The organism is Luteolibacter sp., from assembly GCF_058122085.1.
Map to the genome: position 1 here is coordinate 1 of NZ_JBIKBQ010000022.1, position 21113 is coordinate 21113.

Here is a 21113-nt window from a genome sequence, read left to right on the forward strand (position 1 = left end):
CCATCGTGTTGTCGTCGAGTATGGCTTTCATGCGAGCCAAACAGAGACGAAATGGGATGCCTTGTTTAGGATTTTCTTAGAATCGGGATGCGCTGGGGGGATTTCATTCAAAAAGAAAATGCCGTGGCGCCAGCCGGATGGTGGTCGCGGTTTTTTCCTGACCGTAGAAGGTGACCTTGTCCATCGTCCGCCCGCCGCTTTCCTCGATGAAGTGGCTGGACTGCACGAACATCCCGGCGGACCCGCAGGCGAGATCGGCGACGACGCCGTGGTTCGGCTCGATGACGTTGACGATAAGCTGGACGAGGGAGGGCGGCGTGAAGAACTCGCCATTGTCCTGGGCACCCTGGAGGGCGAATTTCATCAGGAAATACTCGTAGATCCGGCCGAAGACATCGCCGGACGCCTAGCGCAGCGGTTCGCTGTCGAAGGTGCGCAGCATGGACTCGAGCAGGTCGTTGTCGAATTTCTCGTAATCCTTCGGCAGTTGGCCGGAGAGCGGCTCGAAGTCCTTCTCGATGGCACCCATGGCCGCGACCAGCGCGGTGCCGAGATCGCTGCCGGAGGGAAGCCGCAGCAATTCATCATAGCGGGCCATCTTCGGCAACATCAGCGCCCGGCGGCTAACGAAGTGGGCCTTGGTGATGGGCAGGCCTTTGGGGAGCTTGCCGCTGGCCTTTTCCCCGGCGATCCGCTCCATCACGGCGTTGTAGCGGTTCGTGGCGTGACGCAGGAAAATGATGCCGAGGATGGGCATGCAATACTCGCTGGAAGTGAGTTTTGAGTTGGCCCGGAGCTGGTCGGCGGCCTCCCAGAGCGAGGACTCGATTTTCTGGATGTCTTGCAGGGAGTGGTCAGTCATGAAGCGTTACTGCCGGAGTAAGGCAGACGGCTGCGGGGGCGGCAATCCTTGGTCCGCGTGTTGGAGTAGGAGCGGCGGAACGCGTCCGCCGCCGCCCATGAAAAGTCAATGAACCGTGCATCCGCTCCTCTCATTGCCAGGTCCATGGACATGGGCGAATATGTTTCGCCCCTCCTGGCTGGCCAATGGATAGCGGAAGGGATGTGCTTTGGGCGCAGTGCTTCCGCATCCCATTGGCTCGCGACAGGAATGTCGCGGCTCCTTATTGAATCGCTTTTTCCGCGCTGAGTTTCGGGTCCTTCCAGGTGGATTGCACGTAAACCTCGCGCAGTTCCTTGGGGCCGATCTGGCAGGGGCTGTGGGCCATGAGGTCCGCGCCCTTGTTGTTTTTCGGGAAGGCGATGACCTCGCGGATGCTGTCCTCACCGGCCACCAGCATGGCGATGCGGTCGAGACCGAGCGCGAGCCCACCGTGTGGTGGCGCGCCGAAGCGGAAGGCGTCGAGGATGTGGCCGAACTTGATTTGCTGTTCTTCCGGCCCCACGCCGAGCACCTCGAACATTTTCGCCTGAAGGTCCTTTTCGTGAATCCGGATCGAGCCGCCGCCGAGTTCATAACCGTTGAGCACCACGTCGTAGGCTACGGCGCGGACGTTGGCGAAATCACCGGCTTCGAGTTTCTTCATGTCTTCCGGATGCGGGCGGGTGAAGGGATGGTGCACCGCGCCCCAGTGGCCGGTTTCCTCGTCGTGGGCGAGCAGCGGGAAATCCACCACCCAGAGGAAGTTGAAGGCGGTGGAGTCCTTGTTGAGCTCCATCATCACGGCGCATTCCGAGCGGACGCGGCCGAGGATGGTGCTGACGCTGTCGCGCGATCCGGCGGCGAAGAAGACGATGTCGCCCTCCGCGAGGTCGAGCTTGGAAACGACGTTGGCCTTTTCCGAGTCGGTGAAGATCTTCCAGAGCGGGCTCTTGTATTCGCCGTTTTCGAGTTTGATGAAAGCGAGGTTTTTCACCGGGAGTCCGGCTTGCACCGCGATCTCGTTGAGGCGGTTCATCTGGCCGGTGGTGATGATGGCGAAGCCCTTGGCGTTGATGGCCCTAACCACGCCGCCGCCGTCGAGGATGCTGCGGAAGATCTTGAATTCGGTGGTCGCGAAGACGTCGCCGAGGTCGGTAATTTTCATCTCGAAACGGGTGTCCGGTTTGTCGGAGCCGTAGATGTCCATTGCGTCGGCGTAGGTCATGCGCGGGAAACTGGCGGGCACCTCGATGCCGAGACCGGCATTGAACATCGAACCTAGCAGGCCTTCGACCAGTTTGATGATGTCATCCTGGTTGACGAAGCTGGCCTCGATGTCGATCTGGGTGAATTCCGGTTGCCGGTCGGCACGCAGGTCCTCATCGCGGAAGCAGCGGGCGATCTGGAAATACTTCTCCATGCCGGCGACCATCAGCAGTTGTTTGTATTGCTGCGGCGCTTGCGGCAGGGCGTAGAAGCGGCCGGGGTTGAGGCGCGACGGCACGAGGAAATCGCGGGCGCCTTCCGGCGTCGGGTTGGATAGAATCGGCGTTTCGATTTCGTAGAAACCGGAGTCGTCGAGGTAGCGGCGGGCGGCGGAGGTGATCAGGCTGCGCTGGCGGATGTTCTTGTTCATGCGCGGGCGGCGCAGGTCGAGGTAGCGGTACTTCATCCGCAGGTCTTCGTTGGAGAGCTCCTTGTCGAGTTGGAACGGCAACACGTCCGCCTTGTTGACGATGGTCAGTCCGGTGGCGACGATTTCAATCGCGCCGGTGTCGATCTTGGCGTTTTCCGAACCTTCGAGACGCTTGGAAACGCGGCCTTTCACTTGCACGACATCTTCCTCGCGCAGCGTGTGTGATAGAGCGGAAACCTCGGGATTTTCCTCGGGATGGAAGACGCACTGGGTGAGTCCCTCGCGGTCACGCAGGTCGATGAAAATGACGCCGCCGTGGTCGCGGGCGGAATTCACCCAGCCGATGAGCGTGACGGTTTGATCGATGTGGGAGTCGCGGAGTTCGTTGCAATGATGAGTGCGCATGTTGGAAAGGAATTGAAGATTTTTTTAACCGCAGATGAACGCAGCTGGACGTTGATAAGAGAAAGATTTACGGGGCTTTGCGGCGGATGAAATTTTGGGTGGTCGCGACTACCCTGCGGAATTCGAGTTTGGAATTTTTAAAATTGAGAATCAGGCGAACGGGGAGTTCCGTGATTCTTAGGTAATTGAGCATTTGGCCGATTTCGTGGTCGGTGATGCGTTCGATGACTTTCGTATCTACGATCACAAGTTCAAAGGCGATCAAATCAGGGACATATTCCGAAACTTGGACTCCACGATAAATGAGCGGATAGCGGGGTTGCTGGAGAAACGGAATGTTTCTATAGCCGAATTCCACCACTAGAGAATTTTCATAGGGCTTCTCATGAAACCCGTGACCGATCTCATTCAACACATCAAACGCAGAGCCAATAATGGCATCGGTCTCCTTCTTATATGAAAAATCCGCGTCCATCTGCGTTCATCTGCGGTTAAAATCCTCTTCCCTCTTCATGCCAGTAAAGGCCCGTCGGGTTGGAGGAGGCGGTCGGTGAGCCAGTCGATGGCGGTCTCGGCGGTGCCGGACTCTTCGATGCGGCTGGCGAGGATTTTCAGTTTGAGATGGGGATACTCTTCGCCGACGATGAGGGCGAAACGGGCACCGCATTTTTCGGCGCTTTGGAATTGCTTGGCGACCTTGGGATTTCCCATCGGTAGATCGACGGAAATCCCGGCGCGGCGGAGGCTGGTGACGAGCTGGAGTGATTCGGCGCGCTTCGTTTCGTCCGCGACAACGACGTAGATGTCGCAGGCGGCGGCGTTGCGCTGGAGCCAGACTTCCATCTGCATCGCGGTGTGGGTCGTTTCCTCGATGAGATTGCGGATGACGTAGTCGCCCATCGCGAATCCGGTGGCGGGCATGTCCACGGCGCCGTCGGAGATGGTGGAAATGAGTGTGTCGTAGCGACCGCCGCCGGCGACGGCGCGCATCGATTTCTTGGCATCGAACACCTCGAAAACCACGCCGGTATAATAAGCGAGGCCGCGGACAATGGAGAGATCCAGCTCGATGAACCCGGCGAAGCCGCGGGCGGCGAGGTCCTCGCGAATTGCTAGATAGGCGGAGGAAGCGTTGGCAGGATCCGCGATGAAGGCGCGGACGCCGTCGGGCGTTAGGGAGAACGCGGCGAGTTTTTGCTCAAGCACGTCGGGTTTCTCGCGCTCGATCTTGTCGATGATGCCGAGGAAATCCGGGATGCTTTCTTCGGGAATTCCGTTAGCGGCGGCGAAGTCGATCCAGGCCATCCGGTCGGAGACGCGGACGACGAAGTCACCGGCGACGAAGCCGAAGGAAAGCATCGTTTCGATCGCCAGGGAAATGAGTTCCGCATCGGCGGCGGGTCCGCCTTCGCCGAGGATATCGACGTTGAACTGATGGAACTCGCGCCCCCTGCCCTTCTGCGGTTTTTCGTAGCGGAAACACTGGCCGATCTCGAACCACTTGAGCGGCTTCGGGAAATCCCGCTGGTGCTGGGCGACGATCCGCGCGAGCGAGGCGGTGACTTCCGGACGGAGCGTGACATCGCGACCGCCCTGGTCCTCGAAGCGGAAAAGCTGCGAGGAAAGCTCGCCGCCGGACTTTTTCAGATAGAGTGCAGTGTCCTCCAAAACGGGGGTTTCGTATTCGACATAACCGCAGCGGCGGGCCACGCCGCGCCAGGTTTCGAACAAATAATTGCGCACCGCGCATTCACGGGGAGTGAAGTCGCGGAATCCTGGAAGTGCTTGGAAAGTAGGTCCTGCCATGGGCGGGCGGCGAGGATGCACGCCGTTTCCAGCATTTCAAGGCGGGATTGCAGCGACTATTGGCCGGATACCGGGGCTATGAAGACCGACTGAGGCAGCCGGGACACTTTATTCCCACTCGATGCTGGCGGGCGGCTTGGTGGAGACGTCGTAGAGCACCCGGTTGATGCCCTTCACCTCGTTGAGAATGCGGTGGCTGGTCTCGCGGAGGATGATCGGCGGGAGCTCGACCCAGTCGGCGGTCATCGCGTCTTCGGAAACCACGGCGCGGAGCGTGATGGCCCACTCGTAGCTGCGCTCGTCGCCTTTGACGCCGACGGTTTTGACCGGGATGAGGCCGGCGTATGCCTGCCAGACCTTGTCATACCAGCCGTGTTCCTTGAGTTTCCCGATGAAGATGGCGTCGCACTCGCGGATGATGTGGAGGCGGTCTTCGGTGACAATTCCGGGGCAGCGCACGGCCAGGCCGGGGCCGGGGAACGGGTGGCGCTGGAGGATGTCGTGGGCAATGCCTAACGAAGCGCCGAGTTCGCGGACCTCATCCTTGAAGAGCTCGGCTAACGGTTCGAGGACCTTGCCTTGCGCCTGGAGTTCGAGAATCCGGTCCACGCGGTTGTGGTGGGTCTTGATCTTCGAGGCCTTGGATTTCGCGTTGGACGCGCTTTCGATGACGTCTGGATAGAGCGTGCCTTGGGCGAGCATTTCGGCATCGCCGACGGAATCCCAAAAGACGTCGATGAACAGGTTGCCGATGATGATGCGTTTTTTCTCGGGGTCGTCCACGCCTTCGAGCGCCTTGAGGAATCGCTCCGCGCAATCGACCGTTTCGATGGGCACGCCCATGCGGTGGAAATTGTTGCGGACTTCCTCGCCCTCGTTTTTGCGCATCAGCCCGTGATCGACGAAGATCGCCCTGACATTCGCGCCGGCCTCGTGAAGCAGTACGGCAAGCACGGTGCTGTCCACGCCGCCGGAGACGCCGCAGACGATTTGCTTGTTGCCGATTTTCTCGCGGATGCCGTCGATGATCTCGCGCTTGAAATCATCAATCCGGAACGGCAGCAGGTGGCTGGCGTTGAGCAGGAAATTGTGGAGGATGCGCAGGCCCTCGTGGCTGTGCGTGACTTCCGGGTGGAACTGGATGCCGAAGAATTTGTCGTTCCATTGCAGCGAGACCGGCGTGCCGTGCTGGTTTTTGGCGATGATCCTCGCGCCTTCCGGCAGGATTTTCACGGTGTCCGAGTGGCTCATCCAGACTTGCGATGAAGGGGAGACGCCTTCGTAAAGTCCCGCGCACTCGGCGGGGAACAAATTGGCCGGGCCGTATTCGCGGCGGTTGCTGGTTTCCACGCTGCCGCCGAACTTGATGTTCAGCAGCTGCATCCCATAACAGACGCCGAGGACCGGGACATCGAAGGCCTTGAGCGCTTCGAAATCGAGGTCGGGCGCGTCCGCCTCGCTGGTGCTTTTCGGGCCGCCGGATAGAATGATGGCGCCGGGTTTGCCGATGTCGGGGAAATCCTCGATCGCGTAAAGCTTGGCGAAGTAACCGAGCTCGCGCACGCGGCGGACGATGAGCTGGGTGTATTGGGAGCCGAAATCGAGAACGGCGACGTGATTGGTATCGTGCATGGAAAAAGAGTCTTAGCTGAGAGGTTGATAGTTGGTGGGTTCCTCGGTCATGACGATGTCATGGACGTGGCTTTCGCGCAGGCCGCCGGCGGTGACGCGGACGAAATTGGCGCGCTCGCGGAGTTCGGTGATGGTGGCGGCGCCGATGTAGCCCATGCCGGACTTGAGGCCGCCCATGAGTTGGAAGATGACATCGGACAACGGGCCTTTGTAAGGGACGCGGCCTTCGACGCCTTCCGCGACGAGCTTGCCGGAGCTGTTCTGGCCGTAGCGGTCGCCCGCGCCTTTTTGCATGGCTCCGATGGAACCCATGCCGCGGTAGGTTTTGAAACGGCGGCCCTGCGACTGCACCGTCTGACCGGGGCTTTCGCGGGTGCCTGCCAGAAGCGATCCTAACATGACGAGGTCGGCACCGGCGGCGAGCGCCTTGACGATGTCGCCGGAGTAGCGGATGCCGCCGTCGGCGATGACTTTCACGCCGTGCTCGCGGCAGACGCCGGCGACGTTTTGAATGGCGGTGAACTGCGGCATGCCGACGCCGGAAATGACGCGGGTGGTGCAGATCGATCCCGGACCGACGCCGACTTTCACGGCGCTGGCTCCGGCCGCGACGAGATCGCGCGCGCCTTGCTCGGTGACGACGTTGCCGGCGACGACCGGCACGTTGGAAAGCGCGCGGAGTTTTCCGATCACTTCCATCACGTGACGGGTGTGACCGGTGGCGGCATCGATAAACAGCGCGTCCGCGCCGGCGTCGATCAGCACGCGACCGCGGTCGAGGCAATCCGGTCCCACGCCCACGGCGGCACCGCAGCGGAGCTGGCCGTTAGCGTCCTTGGCGGCGTTGGTGAAAGTGATGCGCTTCTCGATGTCGGAGCCGGTGATGAGTCCGACGAGACGGCCGTCCGAATCGACGAGCGGGAGTTTCTCAATCCTGTTTTGATAGAGGATGCGGCGCGCTTCCTCGAGGCTCGTGTTGCCCGGCGCGGTGATCAATTTCTCACGCGGCGTCATCACGTCGGCGACGATCGCGTCGAGGCGGTCGAGGTAGCGGACATCGCGACCGGTGACCATGCCTTCGAGGTGGCCGTCGGCATTGATCACGGGAAATCCGGAGAAGCCGTTCTTCGCCATGATCGCGCGGACGTGGTCCACGGTGTCCTGCTTGCGGACGGTGTGGGGCTTCTGGATGACGGCGTTTTCCGAGCGTTTCACCCGGTAAACCATCGCCGCCTGCTCGTCGATCGGGCAGGCGCGGTGGATGACGCCCATGCCGCCCTCGCGGGCGAGGGCGATCGCCAGATCGTGCTCGGAAACCGTGTCCATGGCCGCCGAAACGACCGGAAGAAACAACGGAATACCCGCCGTGACGTGCGTGGAAAGATCCGCCTCCCCGGGCAAAACCGAGCTCAAAGCCGGCACCAGAAGCACGTCGTCAAATGAAAGTCCGAGAGAAATCTCTGCCATGGCGGAGTCAATAGAAGCGCTTTTCCGGGCGCAAGTCCGAATCCAAAAAGCGCGCGATTATGGGCTTGCACGGGCGGGGCGGGACCGGGAGTTTGGCAGGGTGATTTCGCCCGGTGCCGTTATCGCATCGGTGCTGCCGGTGTATTTACTGATCGTCGCAGGGGCGGTTTTGCGCCGGACGGGCGTGCTCCGCTCGGAGCATGACACCGGAGTGATGCGAGTGGTTTACACAGTGATGCTGCCGTGTTTCATCCTGGATAAAATCCTGGGAAGCGCGGTGCTGCGGAGCGGGTCGGTGGTGCTGTGGTCGATCGCGCTCGGGTTCGGACTGATCATGGCGGGAATCGTGATCGGGCTGGCGGTGGGCCGCTTGATCGGGCTGGAACGCGGGACCGGGATGAGGACTTTCGCGCCGAGCGCGGGCTGTCAGAATTTCGGTTTCACGGCGGCTCCGGTGCTTGAGATTTTATGGGGAACGGGCGCGCTGGCCTTGCTTTTCGTGCACAACATCGGGGTGGAAATCGCGATTTGGTCGGTGGGTATCATGATCATGAGCGGCGAGCCGGGAATTCCATGGCGGCGGCTGATCAACGGCCCGATCATCGCGGTGGTCATCGGGCTGGCGCTGGTGGCGGTGGGGTTGGACGACCAAGTGGCAGGGCCGGCAAGGAAGGTAATTTCGCTGATCGGCGTGGGGGCGTTTCCACTGGCGATCCTGATCACGGGCTGCACGATGATGGATCTGGCGGGCACGGAAAAACCGAACTGGCGGGTGCTCGCGGGCGGCGCGCTGGTGCGGCTGATCCTCGCACCGATGGCGATTCTGGCGGCGGCGAAATTTTTCCCGCTGCCGGTGGAGCTGCGGCAGGTGCTGGTGGTGCAGGCGGCGATGCCGGCGGGGATGTCGGCGATTCTACTGGCGCGGATGTATGGCGGGCGGCCTGCGGTTGCGGTGCAAATCGTGATCGCGACGACGGTGCTCAGTTTGCTCACGCTGCCGTGGATCATCACGTGGGGGAGCGAGTGGATCGGGCTGAAAGCCTTGTTGCCATGAGCAAGCCGGATGGCATTGAATCACGAAGATGACCGACCACTCCGCCATTCTCATCGACCTCGCGCTCGCCGAAGACATCGGCAGTGGCGATGTCACGTCACTTTATTTCATCCCGGAAGAGCGCCGGGCCTGCGCGTTCGTGGCGGTGCGCAAGGACGGCGTGGTGTCCGGAGTCGAACTGGCAGCGCGGGTTTTCAGCACGGCCGATCCCTCGCTGGTGGTGGAAATCCTCATTTCCGACGGCAGCCGCGTGGCTGCCGGGGCACTGTTGATCCGGGTGGAAGGCTCCGCCCGGTCTATTTTAACCGCCGAGCGGACAGCCCTGAATTTCCTCCAACACCTCAGCGGAGTTGCCACGCTGACCGCCCGCTACGTGGAGCAAGTGAAAGGCACCCGCGCCCGGATTCTGGACACCCGGAAGACGACGCCGGGTTACCGCTTGCTGGAGAAAAATGCCGTGCGCGACGGCGGCGGCACCAATCACCGGCTCGGCCTCTACGACCGCGCGATGGTGAAGGACAACCACTTAGTCGCCGAGGGCGGAACCGAAGCGATCCAAGCGGCGATCGACCAACTCAAGTCGGACAGCCCCGGAGTCGAGGTCGAACTGGAAGCGGACAGCATTGAGCAAGTCCGGACCTTCCTCGCGATGGACGGCGTTGATTTCATTCTGCTGGATAACATGAGCTTGGAGGAATTGCGCGCGGCCGTGGAAATGCGCGGAGAACGCGGCAAACCGCAGCTCGAAGCCAGCGGCGGCGTCACTTTGGAAACGCTGCGTGAGATCGCAGAAACCGGAGTGGATTTCATTTCCATAGGTGCCCTGACCCACTCGGCTCCGGCGCTCGACGTCGGACTGGATTTCGAAACCCTCTAGCCGATGACTCCCCAAGATTTCCCCGCGGTCGCCGCGGATTTCCCCGAACCGTTCCGCTTGCTGGTCCGCGAATCGGTGGAGTCCACCAACGACGAAGTCCGCATGCTCGCGCAGGCGGGAGCCGCGGACGGGCTCATCGTCCTCGCCGAGCGCCAGACCGCCGGCCGCGGACGGCGCGGAGCCGCATGGTTTTCCCCCGCCGGGGAATCGCTCGCGTTTTCAATTCTCATCCGCCCGCAGGAGCCGAAATCCCTGTGGCCGCGGTTCGCGCTCGCCGCCGGGCTCGCGGTGGCGGAGGCGGTGGAAACCTTCGGACCGCAAGCTGGCATCAAATGGCCCAACGACGTCTGGATCGGGCACCGGAAGACGGCGGGAATCCTCGTCGAAGCCGGATCGGATTTCGCGGTCGTCGGGATCGGCCTGAACGTCAACACCACCGGCTTCCCGCCCGAAGTTTCGGAAATCGCGACCTCGCTCCAGCTCGAAACCGCGCAGGTATTTTCCCGCGCCGAGGTGCTGGGGGCGATCATCCGGAAATTCGCCGGACGGCGGCGCCAAATCAGCCATGATTTCGAGGAATTGCTCTCCGCCGTGCGGCTGCGCTGCGTTTTGACGGGAAAACGGGTGAGCCTGACCACCGCGAGCGGACCGAGAATCGGCATCGTCGAGGGCATCGCGGCGGGCGGCGAACTGCTGCTCCGCAGCGAGCACGGGCTCGAGCGCCTGATCCAAGCCGACGAGGTGCGATTGCTGCCGCCATGAAATCCCAGGTTTCTTTTCAAACCAAGCGACACCAAGCTCCCTTCATGAAACTGAATCCTGCCGTCCTGCTCGCAGCGTTCTCCTGCCTTGTCATTTCCTCCTGCGCCTCCACCCAATCGGAAAAGCCCGAGCCCGTAAAATCCGTGCAGGAAGGCCCCAAACTGGTGGGCCGCGTCGCCTCTATTCCTGCGGACCGGCGCTTCGTTTTGATTCAAAGTTATGGCAAATGGAATATCGAGTCCGGCCGAATTCTCACCACCCGCGGCCCGGATGACCGGACCGCGAACCTCCGGACCACCGGCGAAACCCTCGGCGAATTCGCCGCGGCCGACCTCCAATCCGGCACCGTCGAAGTGGGCGACGCCGTCTATTCCCAGCATGTCGCCAAGCCTGCGGAGCTGTTAACAACTCCCGAACTGCCTCAACCTCAGACCGAAGCGCTTCCGGAAAATGTTCAAAAAAAATTAACTTTTCGTGAATTATTTGCTTCCAAAACCTCTTGGCTCTATGTATTTTCAAAAAGTCCCGCTTGAGAAATTGAGCACAGCCATAAAATATTTAATTTTAGAGTTGATTACTATCCGGGAAGCCGGGTAGCTTCTCTTTCGCAATGGCTGTGCCCCCTTACATGTCCCGAAACATGAACACTACAACCAGCCATAATGAAAACAATTAACGCCTCGGGCGCTTCGGTGAAAGCCGACGCGGACCGTCTTGCTGACTTCGTCCTGTTTACACAGCGGAGCTGCATCCTAAACCTGTCAACAGAACTCAACAAAGGGAACGTCTCGTTCCCGCAGTTCTTCCTCCTAACCTACCTATCCAGCGAAGAATATCTCACGATGTCCGACATTGCGAAAAAGATGGGCCACTCGACCGCCGCGGCCACCGGCCTAGTCGATCGGTTGGAGAAACTGTCCTACGTTGAGCGAGTCCACGCCGCCGAAGATCGCCGTAAAATCATGGTCCGCATCACCGTTAAAGGAATCGAACTCGTTTCGAAGATGCGCACGGAAATCGCGAACGACCTGGTGGGTATTCTGGCTGGAATGGATGAAGACCAGGCGGAAACCGTTGAACACACGAAGCGCGCCATCAGTGGCCGCGCGATCGCGTGATCAATAGTTTTCTCCTCTGAATAAACCAGCTTGGCGAATCCTCAGCGCCTCCGTTACCGTCCCCGGGTGACGGAGGCGTTCCCCTTTCTAGACCCGCTCAATTCGATCCCCGGCGTCCGCGCCGCTTGGGTCGGGCGCGTGGCGGACTTGCCCATCACCGGCGACCGGGATGAGGCGATGAATTTGCTGCGCCCGCATCATGCCGCCGCGGTGGCCGATTTCGCCGGAGCATCCGCGGAATGGTGGCGCGCGGAGCAAGTTCACGGCGTTTCCGTGGCGGTCGTCCCCGGAAGTCCGCAAATCCTCGCGCCCGACGGACTGCCGGTCGTTCCGGGCGTCGATGGATTGATTACCTGCAAACAGGGAATCGTGCTTGCGATTTACGCGGCGGACTGCGGTGCCATCTGGCTCGCGGACCGCAAGTCGGGCGCGATCGGGCTGCTACATTCGGGGAAAAAAGGCACCGAAGGGAATATTTTCGAAGCCGCACTCGACGTGATGGCCGCGCAATTCGGCACGCGCGCCGAAGACGTCACCGCCGTGCTCAGCCCGTGCATCCGCAAGCCCGACTACGACGTGGATTTCGCAGCTGAAATCGGCCACCAGGCCGCCCGCGCCGGTATCGCCGACTTTTCCGACTGCGGGCTCAACACCGCCGCCGACTTGGAACATTTTTACAGCTATCGTCGGGAACTTGGCAAAACCGGCCGCATGATGGCGCTCATTGTCCGCGATTTCCTCCCATGAACACCTTCACTCTCCAAGCTCCCGCCAAGCTAAATCTCTCGTTGCGCGTGCTCGGCAAGCGCGACGACGGATTTCATGAAATTGACACGTTGATGGTGAAACTGCCCGGTTTGGCCGACGAGCTCGAGTTCAGGCAAGCCGACGCATTTGCCTTCAAATGTGACGACCCAAGCGTCCCCGGCGATGAGGGAAATCTCGTCGTGAAAGCCGTGCGAGCCTACGAGTCCGCCGCCGGAATCCACTGCCGCTGCGAGATTTCGCTCAAGAAAGCCATCCCCCACGGTGCCGGGCTCGGCGGTGGCAGCAGCGACGCCGCCATGACCTTGCTGGGATTGAACCGGCTCCATGATTTCAAGCTCAGCGTGGATTCCATGCACGAACTCGCCGCGTCGCTCGGCTCGGACATCCCGTTTTTCCTCACCACCGGAGCCTCCCGCTGCACCGGACGCGGGGAAAAAATCGAACCCGTCCCCTCTCCCCCGCCCATGACGGTCTTGCTCCTCAAGCCATCCTTCAGCGTCCCGACGCCGGACGCTTACGGCCGATGGAAACAATCGCTGGAGCTTCCCGGCGTGCGTTACGCCGCTCAGGACATCGAGGGCGTTTTGCTTTCAAACGATCTCGAGCGTCCCGTTTTCGAAAAACACCGCTTCCTCGCCGAGCTCAAGCAATGGCTGCTCGCACGCAGGGAAACCGCCGCCGCGCTGATGAGCGGCTCCGGTTCCACGGTTTTCGCAGTCCTGAATGACGGAGCCGATGCGGACGCCCTCGCCAAATCCGCCCGCCACGAACTCGATCCCGGCCTGTGGCATTGGGCGGGCCGGACCGAAGGACCGGACTGAGTCATAAAATGCACGCCTCGTTTGACAAGTAACGACGCTTCCCTCTAGGTTGCCCGTCCCGACGCCGAAGTCGGTCCAATTTATCATGAACATTGTTGTCGAAAAGTTGCCAAAGTGCGTCGCCACCCTTCGCGTTGAAATTCCAGCGGACAAAGTCCAAGGCGAGCGCGAGCAAATCGTCAGAGGCTATGCCAGCAAGGCCCGCGTCCCCGGCTTCCGCCCCGGCAAAGCGCCACGCACGGTTGTCGAAAAGCGCTTCCAAAAGGAAATCGCCGAGGAACTCAACGGCGCGCTCATCAACGAGGCCTACGACGAAGCCCTCAAACAGGAGTCCCTCCACGTCCTCGACTTCGGCGTGCCGGAAGACGTCACCACCCACCCGGACGGCAGCATCACTTTCGTCGCCAAGCTCACTCTCGCGCCCGAAGTCACTGTCCCTGAATACAAGGGCGTCAGCGTGACCGTCCCGCCGCTCGCGGTGCCGGACGAGGAAATCGAAGCCCAGCTCACCGCGCTCCAGGAGCGTTTCGCAGATTTCAACGCCATCGAAGGCCGCCCCGCCGCCATGGGCGACTTCGCCGTCATCGACTACACCTCGACCGTCGAAGGCAAACCGACCGAGGAATTCCTCGGCAAACCCGCCGGCTACCTCACCGGCCGCGAAGGCTTCTGGGTCCGCCTCGATGAAAAGGCCTTCCTTCCCGGATTCGCCGGTCAGCTAGTCGGCATGAATGCCGACGATTCCCGTGAAATCACCATCACCCTTCCCGAAGATTTCCCGGTCAGCGAACTCGCCAACAAGGAAATCGTTTTCCAAACCGTCCTCAAGGAACTCAAGGAAGCCATCCTTCCCGCCCTCGACGACGAGATGGCCAACCGCCTCGCCCCCGGCAAAACGATGGCCGACATCAAGGAAATCATCCGCGATAACATGGCCGGCGAACGCGACCGCAAAATCTCGGACATGAAAGTGAACCAGATCGTCGCGCACTTCAACGCACAGGTCGATTTCGAGCTGCCGGAAGAACTCATCACCCAGGAAACGCAAAGCCAGGCCGACGCCATGGTGAAACGCGGAGTCCAGTCCGGCATGACCGAAGGCGAGATCGAATCCCAACAGGACGAAATCTTCGCCAGCGCCGGCCAACAAGCCGTCTCCAACCTCCGCACCAACTTCATCCTCCAGGAAATCGCGCGGATTGAAAAAATCACCGTGTCCGACTCCGAGCTGATCAATCATCTCGCCCAAATCGCGACCCAGCGCAAAGTCGCCCCGAAAAAATTCATCAAGGACATGCAACGCGCCGGCCGCATCCAGAACATCCGCAGCTCGATGACCATCGGCAAGACCATTGACTTCCTCGTCGAGCACGCGAATGTAGTCGAATCCGCAGAAACCCCCATCAATGACTAACTTCCAATCACCTTCCATGAGCTCATCCGCCCCGCGCAACAGCTACTACGTCCCCGTCGTCATCGAGCAGGACGCGCGCGGCGAGCGCTCGTTCGACATCTACTCGCGCCTCCTCAAGGACCGCATCATCTTCATCGGCACGCCGATCGATGACTTCGTCGCCAACTCGGTGATCGCCCAGCTACTGTTCCTGCAAATGCAGGACCCGAAAAAGGACATCCACATTTACATCAACTCCCCCGGCGGCTCCGTCACCGCCGGCCTCGCGATGTATGACACGATGCAATTCCTCACCTGCGACGTGAACACCTACTGCATCGGCATCGCCGCATCCATGGGCTCGGTGCTCCTCACCGCCGGCACCAAGGGCAAACGTTTCTGCCTGCCGAACTCCCACGTCATGATCCACCAGGTTTCCGGCGGCGCGCAGGGAACGGCTTCCGACGTCGAGCGCACCATCGGCTTCATGTTCAATCTCAAGAAGCGCCTCAATGGAATCCTTGCCTTTCACACCGGCAAATCCATCGAGCAGGTCGAAAACGACTCGGACCGCGACAATTACATGACCGCCGAGCAATCCGTCGCCTACGGTCTCGTGGACAAAGTCCTCGAAAGCCGCAAACAGCTGCCGGACACCGTCGTCGCGGCCATCGAGGAGAAAAAGCCTGAAGCTTGATCCCGCTGAATTCCCAACACCCTCATCTGATATCACCCCATGGCCCGCGCTTCAAATCTGACGATGTGCTCCTTCTGCGGAAAGAGCCATTCGGAGGTTAAAAAACTGATCGCCGGTCCCGGTGTGTATATCTGCAACGAGTGCATCGAGGTTTGCTCCAACATTCTCGAAAAGGAACTCGGCGGCACTCCGGCCAAAGGCAAAACCCCTGCGGAAAAACCCGGTTTCAAGATTCCCTCCCCGGCCTCCGTCCTTGCCAAGCTCAACGAGCACGTCATCGGTCAGGAAAACGCCAAAAAGGTGCTCTCTGTCGCCGTTTACAATCACTATCAGCGCCTCCGCCAGGACCAGGCCAAGGTCAGTGACGAGTTCAAGGACGTGGAGATCGAGAAGTCGAACATCATGCTTCTCGGCCCGACAGGTTCCGGAAAAACCCTGCTCGCCCGCACGCTCGCCCGCGTGCTCGACGTGCCGTTCTGCATCGTGGACGCCACCACGCTCACCGAAGCCGGCTACGTCGGCGAGGACGTGGAAAACATCATCCTGCGCCTGCTGCAAGCCTCCGACTTCGACGTCGCCCGCGCCGAGCGCGGCATCATCTACGTTGACGAGATCGACAAGATCGGCCGCAAGACCGAGAACGTCTCGATCACCCGCGACGTCTCCGGCGAGGGCGTCCAACAGGCTTTGCTCAAGATCCTCGAAGGCACGATCTGCAACGTCCCGCCGCAGGGCGGCCGCAAGCATCCCCAACAGGAATACATCCAGGTCAACACCGAGAAAATCCTCTTCATCGTCGGCGGCGCGTTCGTCGGTCTCGAAGACATGGTCCGCCGCCGCCTCGGCAGCAATACCCTCGGTTTCCACGCGGACACCTCCAAGGAAAACCTCGACGATCCGTCCGTGAACGTCCTGGAAAAAGTCCAACCGGAAGACCTCCTCCACTTCGGCCTCATCCCGGAATTCATCGGTCGCATCCCGGTCATTTCCGCGCTCAGGAAACTGACGGAAGATGAGCTGATCTCGATTCTCACCGAACCGAAGAACGCCTTGGTCAAACAATATGGCAAGCAACTCGCCATGAACGGCGTGAAGCTGCGGGTCACGCGGGACGCCCTCCAGGCCCTCGCCGAAGAAGCCGTCCGCCGCGGCACCGGAGCCCGCGCCTTGCGCTCGATTTTCGAAAAGTTGATGCTCGAAGTCATGTTCGACATCCCTTCGCGCGAAGACATCGACACCGTGACCATCAACCGCCAGGTAGTGACCGGCGAGCGACCTCCCAGCATCCGCCGCAAGCGTGCGGACCAGGACGCTGCCTGATTAAACCGGAAATCCCTGCCGGTTTTTCCGTCCATCCGCTACTTGTCAGAACCCGTTTTCCGGCGGCAATCCGAGCTTGATTTGCCCGTTCGAATGGCTAATCTGCTGGCGCGCTGTGCGTTAGTCGCCCAGTGGCAGAGCAACCAACAACCAAATAACTACATGAACACCGTCAAATTCCTCGTCATCGCTGCAGCAGCTTCTGTCCTCGCGGCCTCCTGCTGCCCAAGCGCACCAGCACCGGCCCCAGCTCCAGTGCACGCTACCAAGTAATCCAGCTTCCAAAAGCCCGGCCCGCCTCCATGGTGGACCGGGCTTTTTCGTGCCTCCAAGTCATCCACATTCTGCCGCACGCATCGCATTTCGCGCTTTTCGCTTCCCCCGTGGCTGGCTAGCCTCACGGCCATGTTGATAAAATCCATCGCCGCTCTCGCCACCTTATTAGGAGCCTCCCTCACCCTTCAGGCCGCCCCGTCGCACCGGCTGTTGTTTTTCACCAAGTCGAGCGGTTTCGAGCATGAGGTGATCTCGTGGAAAAAAGGCCAGCCCAGCTTCGCGGAACAAATCTTCACCGGGCTCGGCACCAAGCACTCCTGGGAGTTCGTGTTTTCCAAGGACGGTTCGAAATTCTCGCCCGAATATCTAGCCGGCTTCGACGCGGTCGTTTTCTATACCTCCGGCGACCTCACCACGCCGGGAACCGACGGCCAGCCCGCGATGACTCCCGCCGGCAAGCAAGCCCTCTTGGACTACGTCAAAGGCGGCAAGGGATTCATCGGCCTGCACTCTGCCAGCGACAGCTTCCACACCGCTAACGAATCGAAAAAAGGCCCCGACCGCTACCTCAACCACGGCAAGGACGCCGATCCATATGTCTGCATGCTTGGCGGCGAGTTCATCATCCACGGTGCCCAGCAGGTGGCCAATCCTCCATTCGTGGCACCCAAGAAGTAATCGCGAAAGGCTCCCTCCTCGGAAACCCTTCGTTTTCACCGGCCTTTCCGCACTTTGCCGGTTGCACGGATTCGCTGGCGTGCCAAACTGCCGCATCAAATCGATGACAACTGATAACTTGCAAGAGCGGATCGCGGGGACGAGTGGCTGGATCCAAGCGGTGAAGGAGGAAATGGGCCAGGTGCTGGTCGGTCAGGAACGACTGGTGGACCGCTTGCTGATCGGGCTGCTTTGCAACGGCCACATCCTGCTCGAAGGCGTGCCCGGATTGGCCAAAACCCTGGCGGTCAAGGCGCTTTCCGGCTCGCTGCACGCCACCTTCGCCCGCTTCCAGTTCACTCCCGACCTGCTCCCCGCCGACTTGGTGGGCACGATGGTTTACCACCCGCAGGAAACCAAATTCGAGCCGAAGCTGGGACCGATTTTCAACAACCTCATCCTCGCCGATGAAATCAACCGGGCTCCGGCGAAAGTCCAGTCCGCGCTGCTCGAGGCGATGCAGGAGCGCCAAGTGACGCTCGGCGACCGCTCGTATCCCCTGCCCAAACCCTTCCTCGTGCTGGCGACCCAGAACCCCATCGACCAGGAAGGCACCTATCAGCTTCCCGAAGCCCAGCTTGACCGCTTCCTCCTCAAGGTCACCGTCGGCTATCCGTCGAAGGACGAGGAGCTAGAAATCCTCGACAAGATGGCGACCTCGACCCCGCCCTATCAGACAAGGTCGGTGGCGACTCCCGAGCAGGTGTCAGCCTCGCGGGAACTGGTCAACGAGGTTTACATCGACCCGGCGATCCGCAAATACATCGTGCAGATCATCCACACGACGCGCTTCCCGGGACTCGTGGATGCGCCGCTGAAAAACCTCGTCCGCTCCGGTGCCTCGCCGCGGGGCACCATCAACCTCGCGCTAACGGCACGCGCGCGGGCCTTCATGCAAGGCCGCGCGTTTGTCACGCCGCAGGACGTGAAGGACATGGCGCTCGACGTCCTGCGCCACCGGATTCTCCTCACCTATGAGGCGGAGGCGGAGGAAATGACCACCGACTCGGTGATCGAGCGGATCATGCACAAGGTCGCCGTCCCCTGAGTCTTTTGCAGATGCTGACGGACGAACAGATCGAGGAAATGATGGCGCGCGTGCGCAAGCTCGAGCTCAAGGCCCGGCGCTTGGTGCGCGAGTCGTTCTCCGGCGAATACCTGTCATCGTTCCGCGGGCAGGGCCTGGATTTCGACGATTTCCGCGAATACCAGCACGGCGACGAAGTGCGCTTCATCGACTGGAACGTGACCGCGCGGATGAACGCGCCGTTCGTCAGGAAGTTCCGCGAGGAGCGCGAGTTGTCGGTCGTGATCGCCGTGGATGTCTCCGGCTCGGCGGACTACGGCAGCGTCTCTCTCAGCAAGCGCGAGGTCGCGGCGGAGACCGCGGCGGTGCTCGGATTCAGCGCGCTGCACAACGGAGACAAGGTCGGGTTGCTCGTCTTCGCCAACGAGCCGATCCTTTTCATCCCGCCGGAAAAAGGCAGTCGCCACCTGCTGCGGATGATCCGCGAAATCCTCGTCGCCAAACCGGAAAAACCCGGCACTTCGGTGTCCGAAGCCTGCGATTTCCTGGTCCGGACCTTGCGCCGGAAGTCGGTGATTTTCCTGATCTCCGACTTTTTCTCCGACCCGCTGGAGAAGCCGATCGGCAAGCTGGCGAAGAAACACGAGACTATCGCGCTGCGCGTCCTCGACCCGCTGGAAGCCAAGCTGCCGAAGGGCGGCAAGGTGGTGATGATCGATCCGGAAACGGGCATGGAAACGCTGGTCAACACCAGCAATCCGAACCTGCGGATGGGCTACGCAAAGCTGATGAAGAGACAACTCGAAGGCGTCGCGGCGATTTTCAAGAAGCACGGCATCGACTCGGCGGACTTGAAAACCGACGGCGACACGCTGGCCGCGCTTCACCAACTCTTGAAAAAACGCAGCCGCAAACGCTCCGGATAGAATGAACGAGAAGTCCGGCAGTTTTGAATTACTCGAACCAAGCCCGCCCGAGGCCTTGGTCCCGGATTCATGGGTCGAGCCATGGACGATCGCCGCGGCGGTCGCGCTGCTTGTCGTGGTGCTCGTGGTTTTGATTTTTAAAAGGAAGAAGGCCGCGCCCCTCGATCCGCTGGCCATGCGGAGGGCCGCCTACGCGGAAGCCACCGCGGCGCTCGGAGAAATCGATGCCGTCCCGGCGCGCGATGCGGCGGTGCGGTCGTCCCTGATCCTGCGGAAATATCTATCCGTCGCCGCGGGCGACCCCGCCTTGTTCGAGACCCACGAGGAAACCATTTCCCGGCACGACGCGCTGAAGGATTTTTCGGAAGAGGCCCGCGCGACCGCCGGCCAGGGATTCGCCCGACTCGCATCCTTGAAATACGCCGCTGAAATCCCCAACGCCGCCGCCAGCGAAATCGTCGCAGAATCACGAGCGCTGCTGGAAACCCTGCACCACGGATTCCGGGCATGAGCGCGTTCCTCGAACACTTCCGTTTCGCCCAGCCGGGCTGGCTGTTGCTGCTCTTGCCGGCATTCCTGTTGCTCGCGCTCCGCCGCGGAAAGGGCTCGGAGGCGGCCGTGGTCTTCCCGAACCTATCAATTCTTGTCAGCCTCGGACACCAGGTCCGGCGGGTGGCGTGGAGCCTCGGGCTGCCGCTCGCCTACCTCGCGTTGTTTTGCTCTATCATCTCGATGGCCCGCCCCGTTTGGCGCAACGAGTATCAAAGCCGCTCGGCCAGCGGCATCGACATCATGATCGCCTTCGACGTCTCGCTTTCGATGGACATCGACGACTTCGTCGATCAGGGCGAGCGGGTGAAACGCATCGATGTCGCGAAAAAAGTGGTCGATGATTTCATCGGCCGCCGCCCGGAAGACCGCATGGGACTGGTCGCCTTCGCCGGCAGGCCGCGCGACGCCAGCCCGATCACGCTCGACCACCGGTGGCTGAGAAGATCGCTGAACGAACTCCGCCTGAACGACCAGCGCGACATGGGCACCATCAAGGAACAAGGCACCGCGATCGGTTCCGCCCTCGCAGCCGCCGCCGTCCGCCTGGAAGCCCGCGACGCGAAGAGCAAGATCATCGTCCTCATCACCGACGGTGCGAGCAACTCGGGGAAAATCTCGCCGATCGAGGCCGCCGAACACGCGAAGACGCTCGGCATCAAGATCTACACGGTGGCCATCGGCACGACCGAGGGCCGGGTGGACCCGAGCATCATGCGCTTCCCCTATCAGGAGTTTGACTTGCCCACGCTCAAGAAAATCGCGGAGCTCACCGGCGCGGAGCACTATTGGGCGCAGGACCTCGCCGCGCTGAAGAAGACCTTCACCACCATCGACAACCTCGAAAAAACGGATGCGAAAAGCCTGACCGTGATCGACGATACCGAGCTGTTCCCCTGGTTTGTGGGCGTCACTTTGCTCGCCGCCTTGGGTTCCGCGGTTTATATGGCCCTGAATCCTCCTCCTGCCGCCTGATCCT

20 protein-coding genes and 1 pseudogene are annotated in these 21113 nt (G+C 61.0%); 15 read left to right on the forward strand and 6 right to left on the reverse strand.

Annotated features, from left to right (window positions below; all coding sequences use genetic code 11):
* Positions 1–127: 127 nt before the first annotated feature.
* The 6 genes and pseudogenes from AC4DF4_RS04925 to guaB form a co-directional block, all read right to left on the reverse strand.
* Positions 128–862 (reverse strand): annotated as a pseudogene (locus tag AC4DF4_RS04925) (class I SAM-dependent DNA methyltransferase); the annotation flags it as partial.
* A gap of 262 nt (positions 863–1124) precedes the next feature.
* Positions 1125–2924, reverse strand: a complete 1800-nt coding sequence (gene aspS, locus AC4DF4_RS04930) for an aspartate--tRNA ligase (RefSeq protein WP_490046998.1) — start codon at positions 2922–2924, stop codon at positions 1125–1127.
* Positions 2925–2991: 67 nt separating this feature from the next.
* Positions 2992–3399 carry a GxxExxY protein gene (locus tag AC4DF4_RS04935; RefSeq protein WP_490046999.1) on the reverse strand — a complete coding sequence of 136 codons (408 nt, stop codon included), beginning with the start codon at positions 3397–3399 and terminating at the stop codon, positions 2992–2994.
* Positions 3400–3434: 35 nt separating this feature from the next.
* Positions 3435–4730, reverse strand: coding sequence for a histidine--tRNA ligase (hisS, locus tag AC4DF4_RS04940; RefSeq protein WP_490047000.1), 1296 nt, complete (start codon positions 4728–4730; stop codon positions 3435–3437).
* A 108-nt stretch (positions 4731–4838) separates the two neighbouring features.
* Positions 4839–6362, reverse strand: a complete 1524-nt coding sequence (guaA, locus tag AC4DF4_RS04945; protein ID WP_490047001.1) for a glutamine-hydrolyzing GMP synthase — start codon at positions 6360–6362, stop codon at positions 4839–4841.
* A gap of 12 nt (positions 6363–6374) precedes the next feature.
* Complete coding sequence (guaB, locus tag AC4DF4_RS04950; RefSeq protein ID WP_490047002.1) at positions 6375–7829, reverse strand: IMP dehydrogenase; 1455 nt, start codon at positions 7827–7829, stop codon at positions 6375–6377.
* A gap of 100 nt (positions 7830–7929) precedes the next feature.
* Here guaB and AC4DF4_RS04955 point away from each other — a divergent pair, with 100 nt between their 5' ends.
* From AC4DF4_RS04955 to AC4DF4_RS05025, 15 genes are all read left to right on the forward strand, one after another.
* Entirely contained in the window at positions 7930–8883 is a 954-nt protein-coding gene (locus AC4DF4_RS04955; RefSeq protein ID WP_490047003.1) for an AEC family transporter, read from the forward strand.
* A 28-nt stretch (positions 8884–8911) separates the two neighbouring features.
* The gene (gene nadC, locus AC4DF4_RS04960; RefSeq protein ID WP_490047004.1) at positions 8912–9760 is read left to right on the forward strand and encodes a carboxylating nicotinate-nucleotide diphosphorylase; all 849 of its coding nucleotides are present in this window, start codon (positions 8912–8914) and stop codon (positions 9758–9760) included.
* A gap of 3 nt (positions 9761–9763) precedes the next feature.
* A complete protein-coding gene (locus AC4DF4_RS04965) occupies positions 9764–10522 on the forward strand; it encodes a biotin--[acetyl-CoA-carboxylase] ligase (RefSeq protein WP_490047005.1) in 759 nt (252 codons plus the stop codon).
* Positions 10523–10665: 143 nt separating this feature from the next.
* Positions 10666–11055: a hypothetical protein gene (locus AC4DF4_RS04970; RefSeq protein ID WP_490047006.1), complete on the forward strand. Its 390-nt coding sequence runs from the start codon at positions 10666–10668 to the stop codon at positions 11053–11055.
* 129 nt (positions 11056–11184) lie between these two features.
* Positions 11185–11640 (forward strand): MarR family transcriptional regulator, encoded by a 456-nt coding sequence (locus AC4DF4_RS04975; RefSeq protein WP_490047007.1) that lies wholly within the window; start codon positions 11185–11187, stop codon positions 11638–11640.
* Between the two features lie 30 nt (positions 11641–11670).
* Positions 11671–12387, forward strand: a complete 717-nt coding sequence (locus tag AC4DF4_RS04980) for a purine nucleoside phosphorylase YfiH/LACC1 family protein (RefSeq protein WP_490047008.1) — start codon at positions 11671–11673, stop codon at positions 12385–12387.
* A complete protein-coding gene (gene ispE / locus AC4DF4_RS04985; RefSeq protein WP_490047009.1) occupies positions 12384–13229 on the forward strand; it encodes a 4-(cytidine 5'-diphospho)-2-C-methyl-D-erythritol kinase in 846 nt (281 codons plus the stop codon). The genes AC4DF4_RS04980 and ispE overlap by 4 nt, the downstream gene beginning before the upstream one ends.
* Positions 13230–13314: 85 nt before the next feature.
* A complete protein-coding gene (gene tig / locus AC4DF4_RS04990) occupies positions 13315–14643 on the forward strand; it encodes a trigger factor (protein WP_490047010.1) in 1329 nt (442 codons plus the stop codon).
* Positions 14644–14659: 16 nt separating this feature from the next.
* Entirely contained in the window at positions 14660–15319 is a 660-nt protein-coding gene (locus AC4DF4_RS04995; RefSeq protein ID WP_490047011.1) for an ATP-dependent Clp protease proteolytic subunit, read from the forward strand.
* Between the two features lie 39 nt (positions 15320–15358).
* Complete coding sequence (clpX, locus tag AC4DF4_RS05000) at positions 15359–16639, forward strand: ATP-dependent Clp protease ATP-binding subunit ClpX (protein WP_490047012.1); 1281 nt, start codon at positions 15359–15361, stop codon at positions 16637–16639.
* Positions 16640–17044: 405 nt separating this feature from the next.
* The gene (locus AC4DF4_RS05005; protein ID WP_490047013.1) at positions 17045–17593 is read left to right on the forward strand and encodes a ThuA domain-containing protein; all 549 of its coding nucleotides are present in this window, start codon (positions 17045–17047) and stop codon (positions 17591–17593) included.
* A gap of 103 nt (positions 17594–17696) precedes the next feature.
* On the forward strand, positions 17697–18680 hold the full coding sequence (locus AC4DF4_RS05010; RefSeq protein ID WP_490047014.1) for an AAA family ATPase: 984 nt from the start codon (positions 17697–17699) through the stop codon (positions 18678–18680).
* An 11-nt stretch (positions 18681–18691) separates the two neighbouring features.
* A complete protein-coding gene (locus AC4DF4_RS05015) occupies positions 18692–19585 on the forward strand; it encodes a DUF58 domain-containing protein (protein ID WP_490047015.1) in 894 nt (297 codons plus the stop codon).
* Between the two features lies 1 nt (position 19586).
* Positions 19587–20096 carry a hypothetical protein gene (locus AC4DF4_RS05020; RefSeq protein ID WP_490047016.1) on the forward strand — a complete coding sequence of 170 codons (510 nt, stop codon included), beginning with the start codon at positions 19587–19589 and terminating at the stop codon, positions 20094–20096.
* Complete coding sequence (locus AC4DF4_RS05025) at positions 20093–21109, forward strand: VWA domain-containing protein (RefSeq protein WP_490047017.1); 1017 nt, start codon at positions 20093–20095, stop codon at positions 21107–21109. The genes AC4DF4_RS05020 and AC4DF4_RS05025 overlap by 4 nt, the downstream gene beginning before the upstream one ends.
* Positions 21110–21113: the final 4 nt, after the last annotated feature.

What these genes read in the sequence shown, in the direction of transcription:
- aspS (WP_490046998.1), bottom strand. Translation starts at nt 2,924, where the DNA reads ATGCGCACTCATCATTGCAACGAACTCCGCGACTCCCACATCGATCAA.
- AC4DF4_RS04935 (WP_490046999.1), bottom strand. Translation starts at nt 3,399, where the DNA reads ATGGACGCGGATTTTTCATATAAGAAGGAGACCGATGCCATTATTGGC.
- hisS (WP_490047000.1), bottom strand. Translation starts at nt 4,730, where the DNA reads ATGGCAGGACCTACTTTCCAAGCACTTCCAGGATTCCGCGACTTCACT.
- guaA (WP_490047001.1), bottom strand. Translation starts at nt 6,362, where the DNA reads ATGCACGATACCAATCACGTCGCCGTTCTCGATTTCGGCTCCCAATAC.
- guaB (WP_490047002.1), bottom strand. Translation starts at nt 7,829, where the DNA reads ATGGCAGAGATTTCTCTCGGACTTTCATTTGACGACGTGCTTCTGGTG.
- nadC (WP_490047004.1), top strand. Translation starts at nt 8,912, where the DNA reads ATGACCGACCACTCCGCCATTCTCATCGACCTCGCGCTCGCCGAAGAC.
- AC4DF4_RS04965 (WP_490047005.1), top strand. Translation starts at nt 9,764, where the DNA reads ATGACTCCCCAAGATTTCCCCGCGGTCGCCGCGGATTTCCCCGAACCG.
- AC4DF4_RS04975 (WP_490047007.1), top strand. Translation starts at nt 11,185, where the DNA reads ATGAAAACAATTAACGCCTCGGGCGCTTCGGTGAAAGCCGACGCGGAC.
- ispE (WP_490047009.1), top strand. Translation starts at nt 12,384, where the DNA reads ATGAACACCTTCACTCTCCAAGCTCCCGCCAAGCTAAATCTCTCGTTG.
- tig (WP_490047010.1), top strand. Translation starts at nt 13,315, where the DNA reads ATGAACATTGTTGTCGAAAAGTTGCCAAAGTGCGTCGCCACCCTTCGC.
- AC4DF4_RS04995 (WP_490047011.1), top strand. Translation starts at nt 14,660, where the DNA reads ATGAGCTCATCCGCCCCGCGCAACAGCTACTACGTCCCCGTCGTCATC.
- clpX (WP_490047012.1), top strand. Translation starts at nt 15,359, where the DNA reads ATGGCCCGCGCTTCAAATCTGACGATGTGCTCCTTCTGCGGAAAGAGC.
- AC4DF4_RS05005 (WP_490047013.1), top strand. Translation starts at nt 17,045, where the DNA reads ATGTTGATAAAATCCATCGCCGCTCTCGCCACCTTATTAGGAGCCTCC.
- AC4DF4_RS05010 (WP_490047014.1), top strand. Translation starts at nt 17,697, where the DNA reads ATGACAACTGATAACTTGCAAGAGCGGATCGCGGGGACGAGTGGCTGG.
- AC4DF4_RS05015 (WP_490047015.1), top strand. Translation starts at nt 18,692, where the DNA reads ATGCTGACGGACGAACAGATCGAGGAAATGATGGCGCGCGTGCGCAAG.
- AC4DF4_RS05020 (WP_490047016.1), top strand. Translation starts at nt 19,587, where the DNA reads ATGAACGAGAAGTCCGGCAGTTTTGAATTACTCGAACCAAGCCCGCCC.
- AC4DF4_RS05025 (WP_490047017.1), top strand. Translation starts at nt 20,093, where the DNA reads ATGAGCGCGTTCCTCGAACACTTCCGTTTCGCCCAGCCGGGCTGGCTG.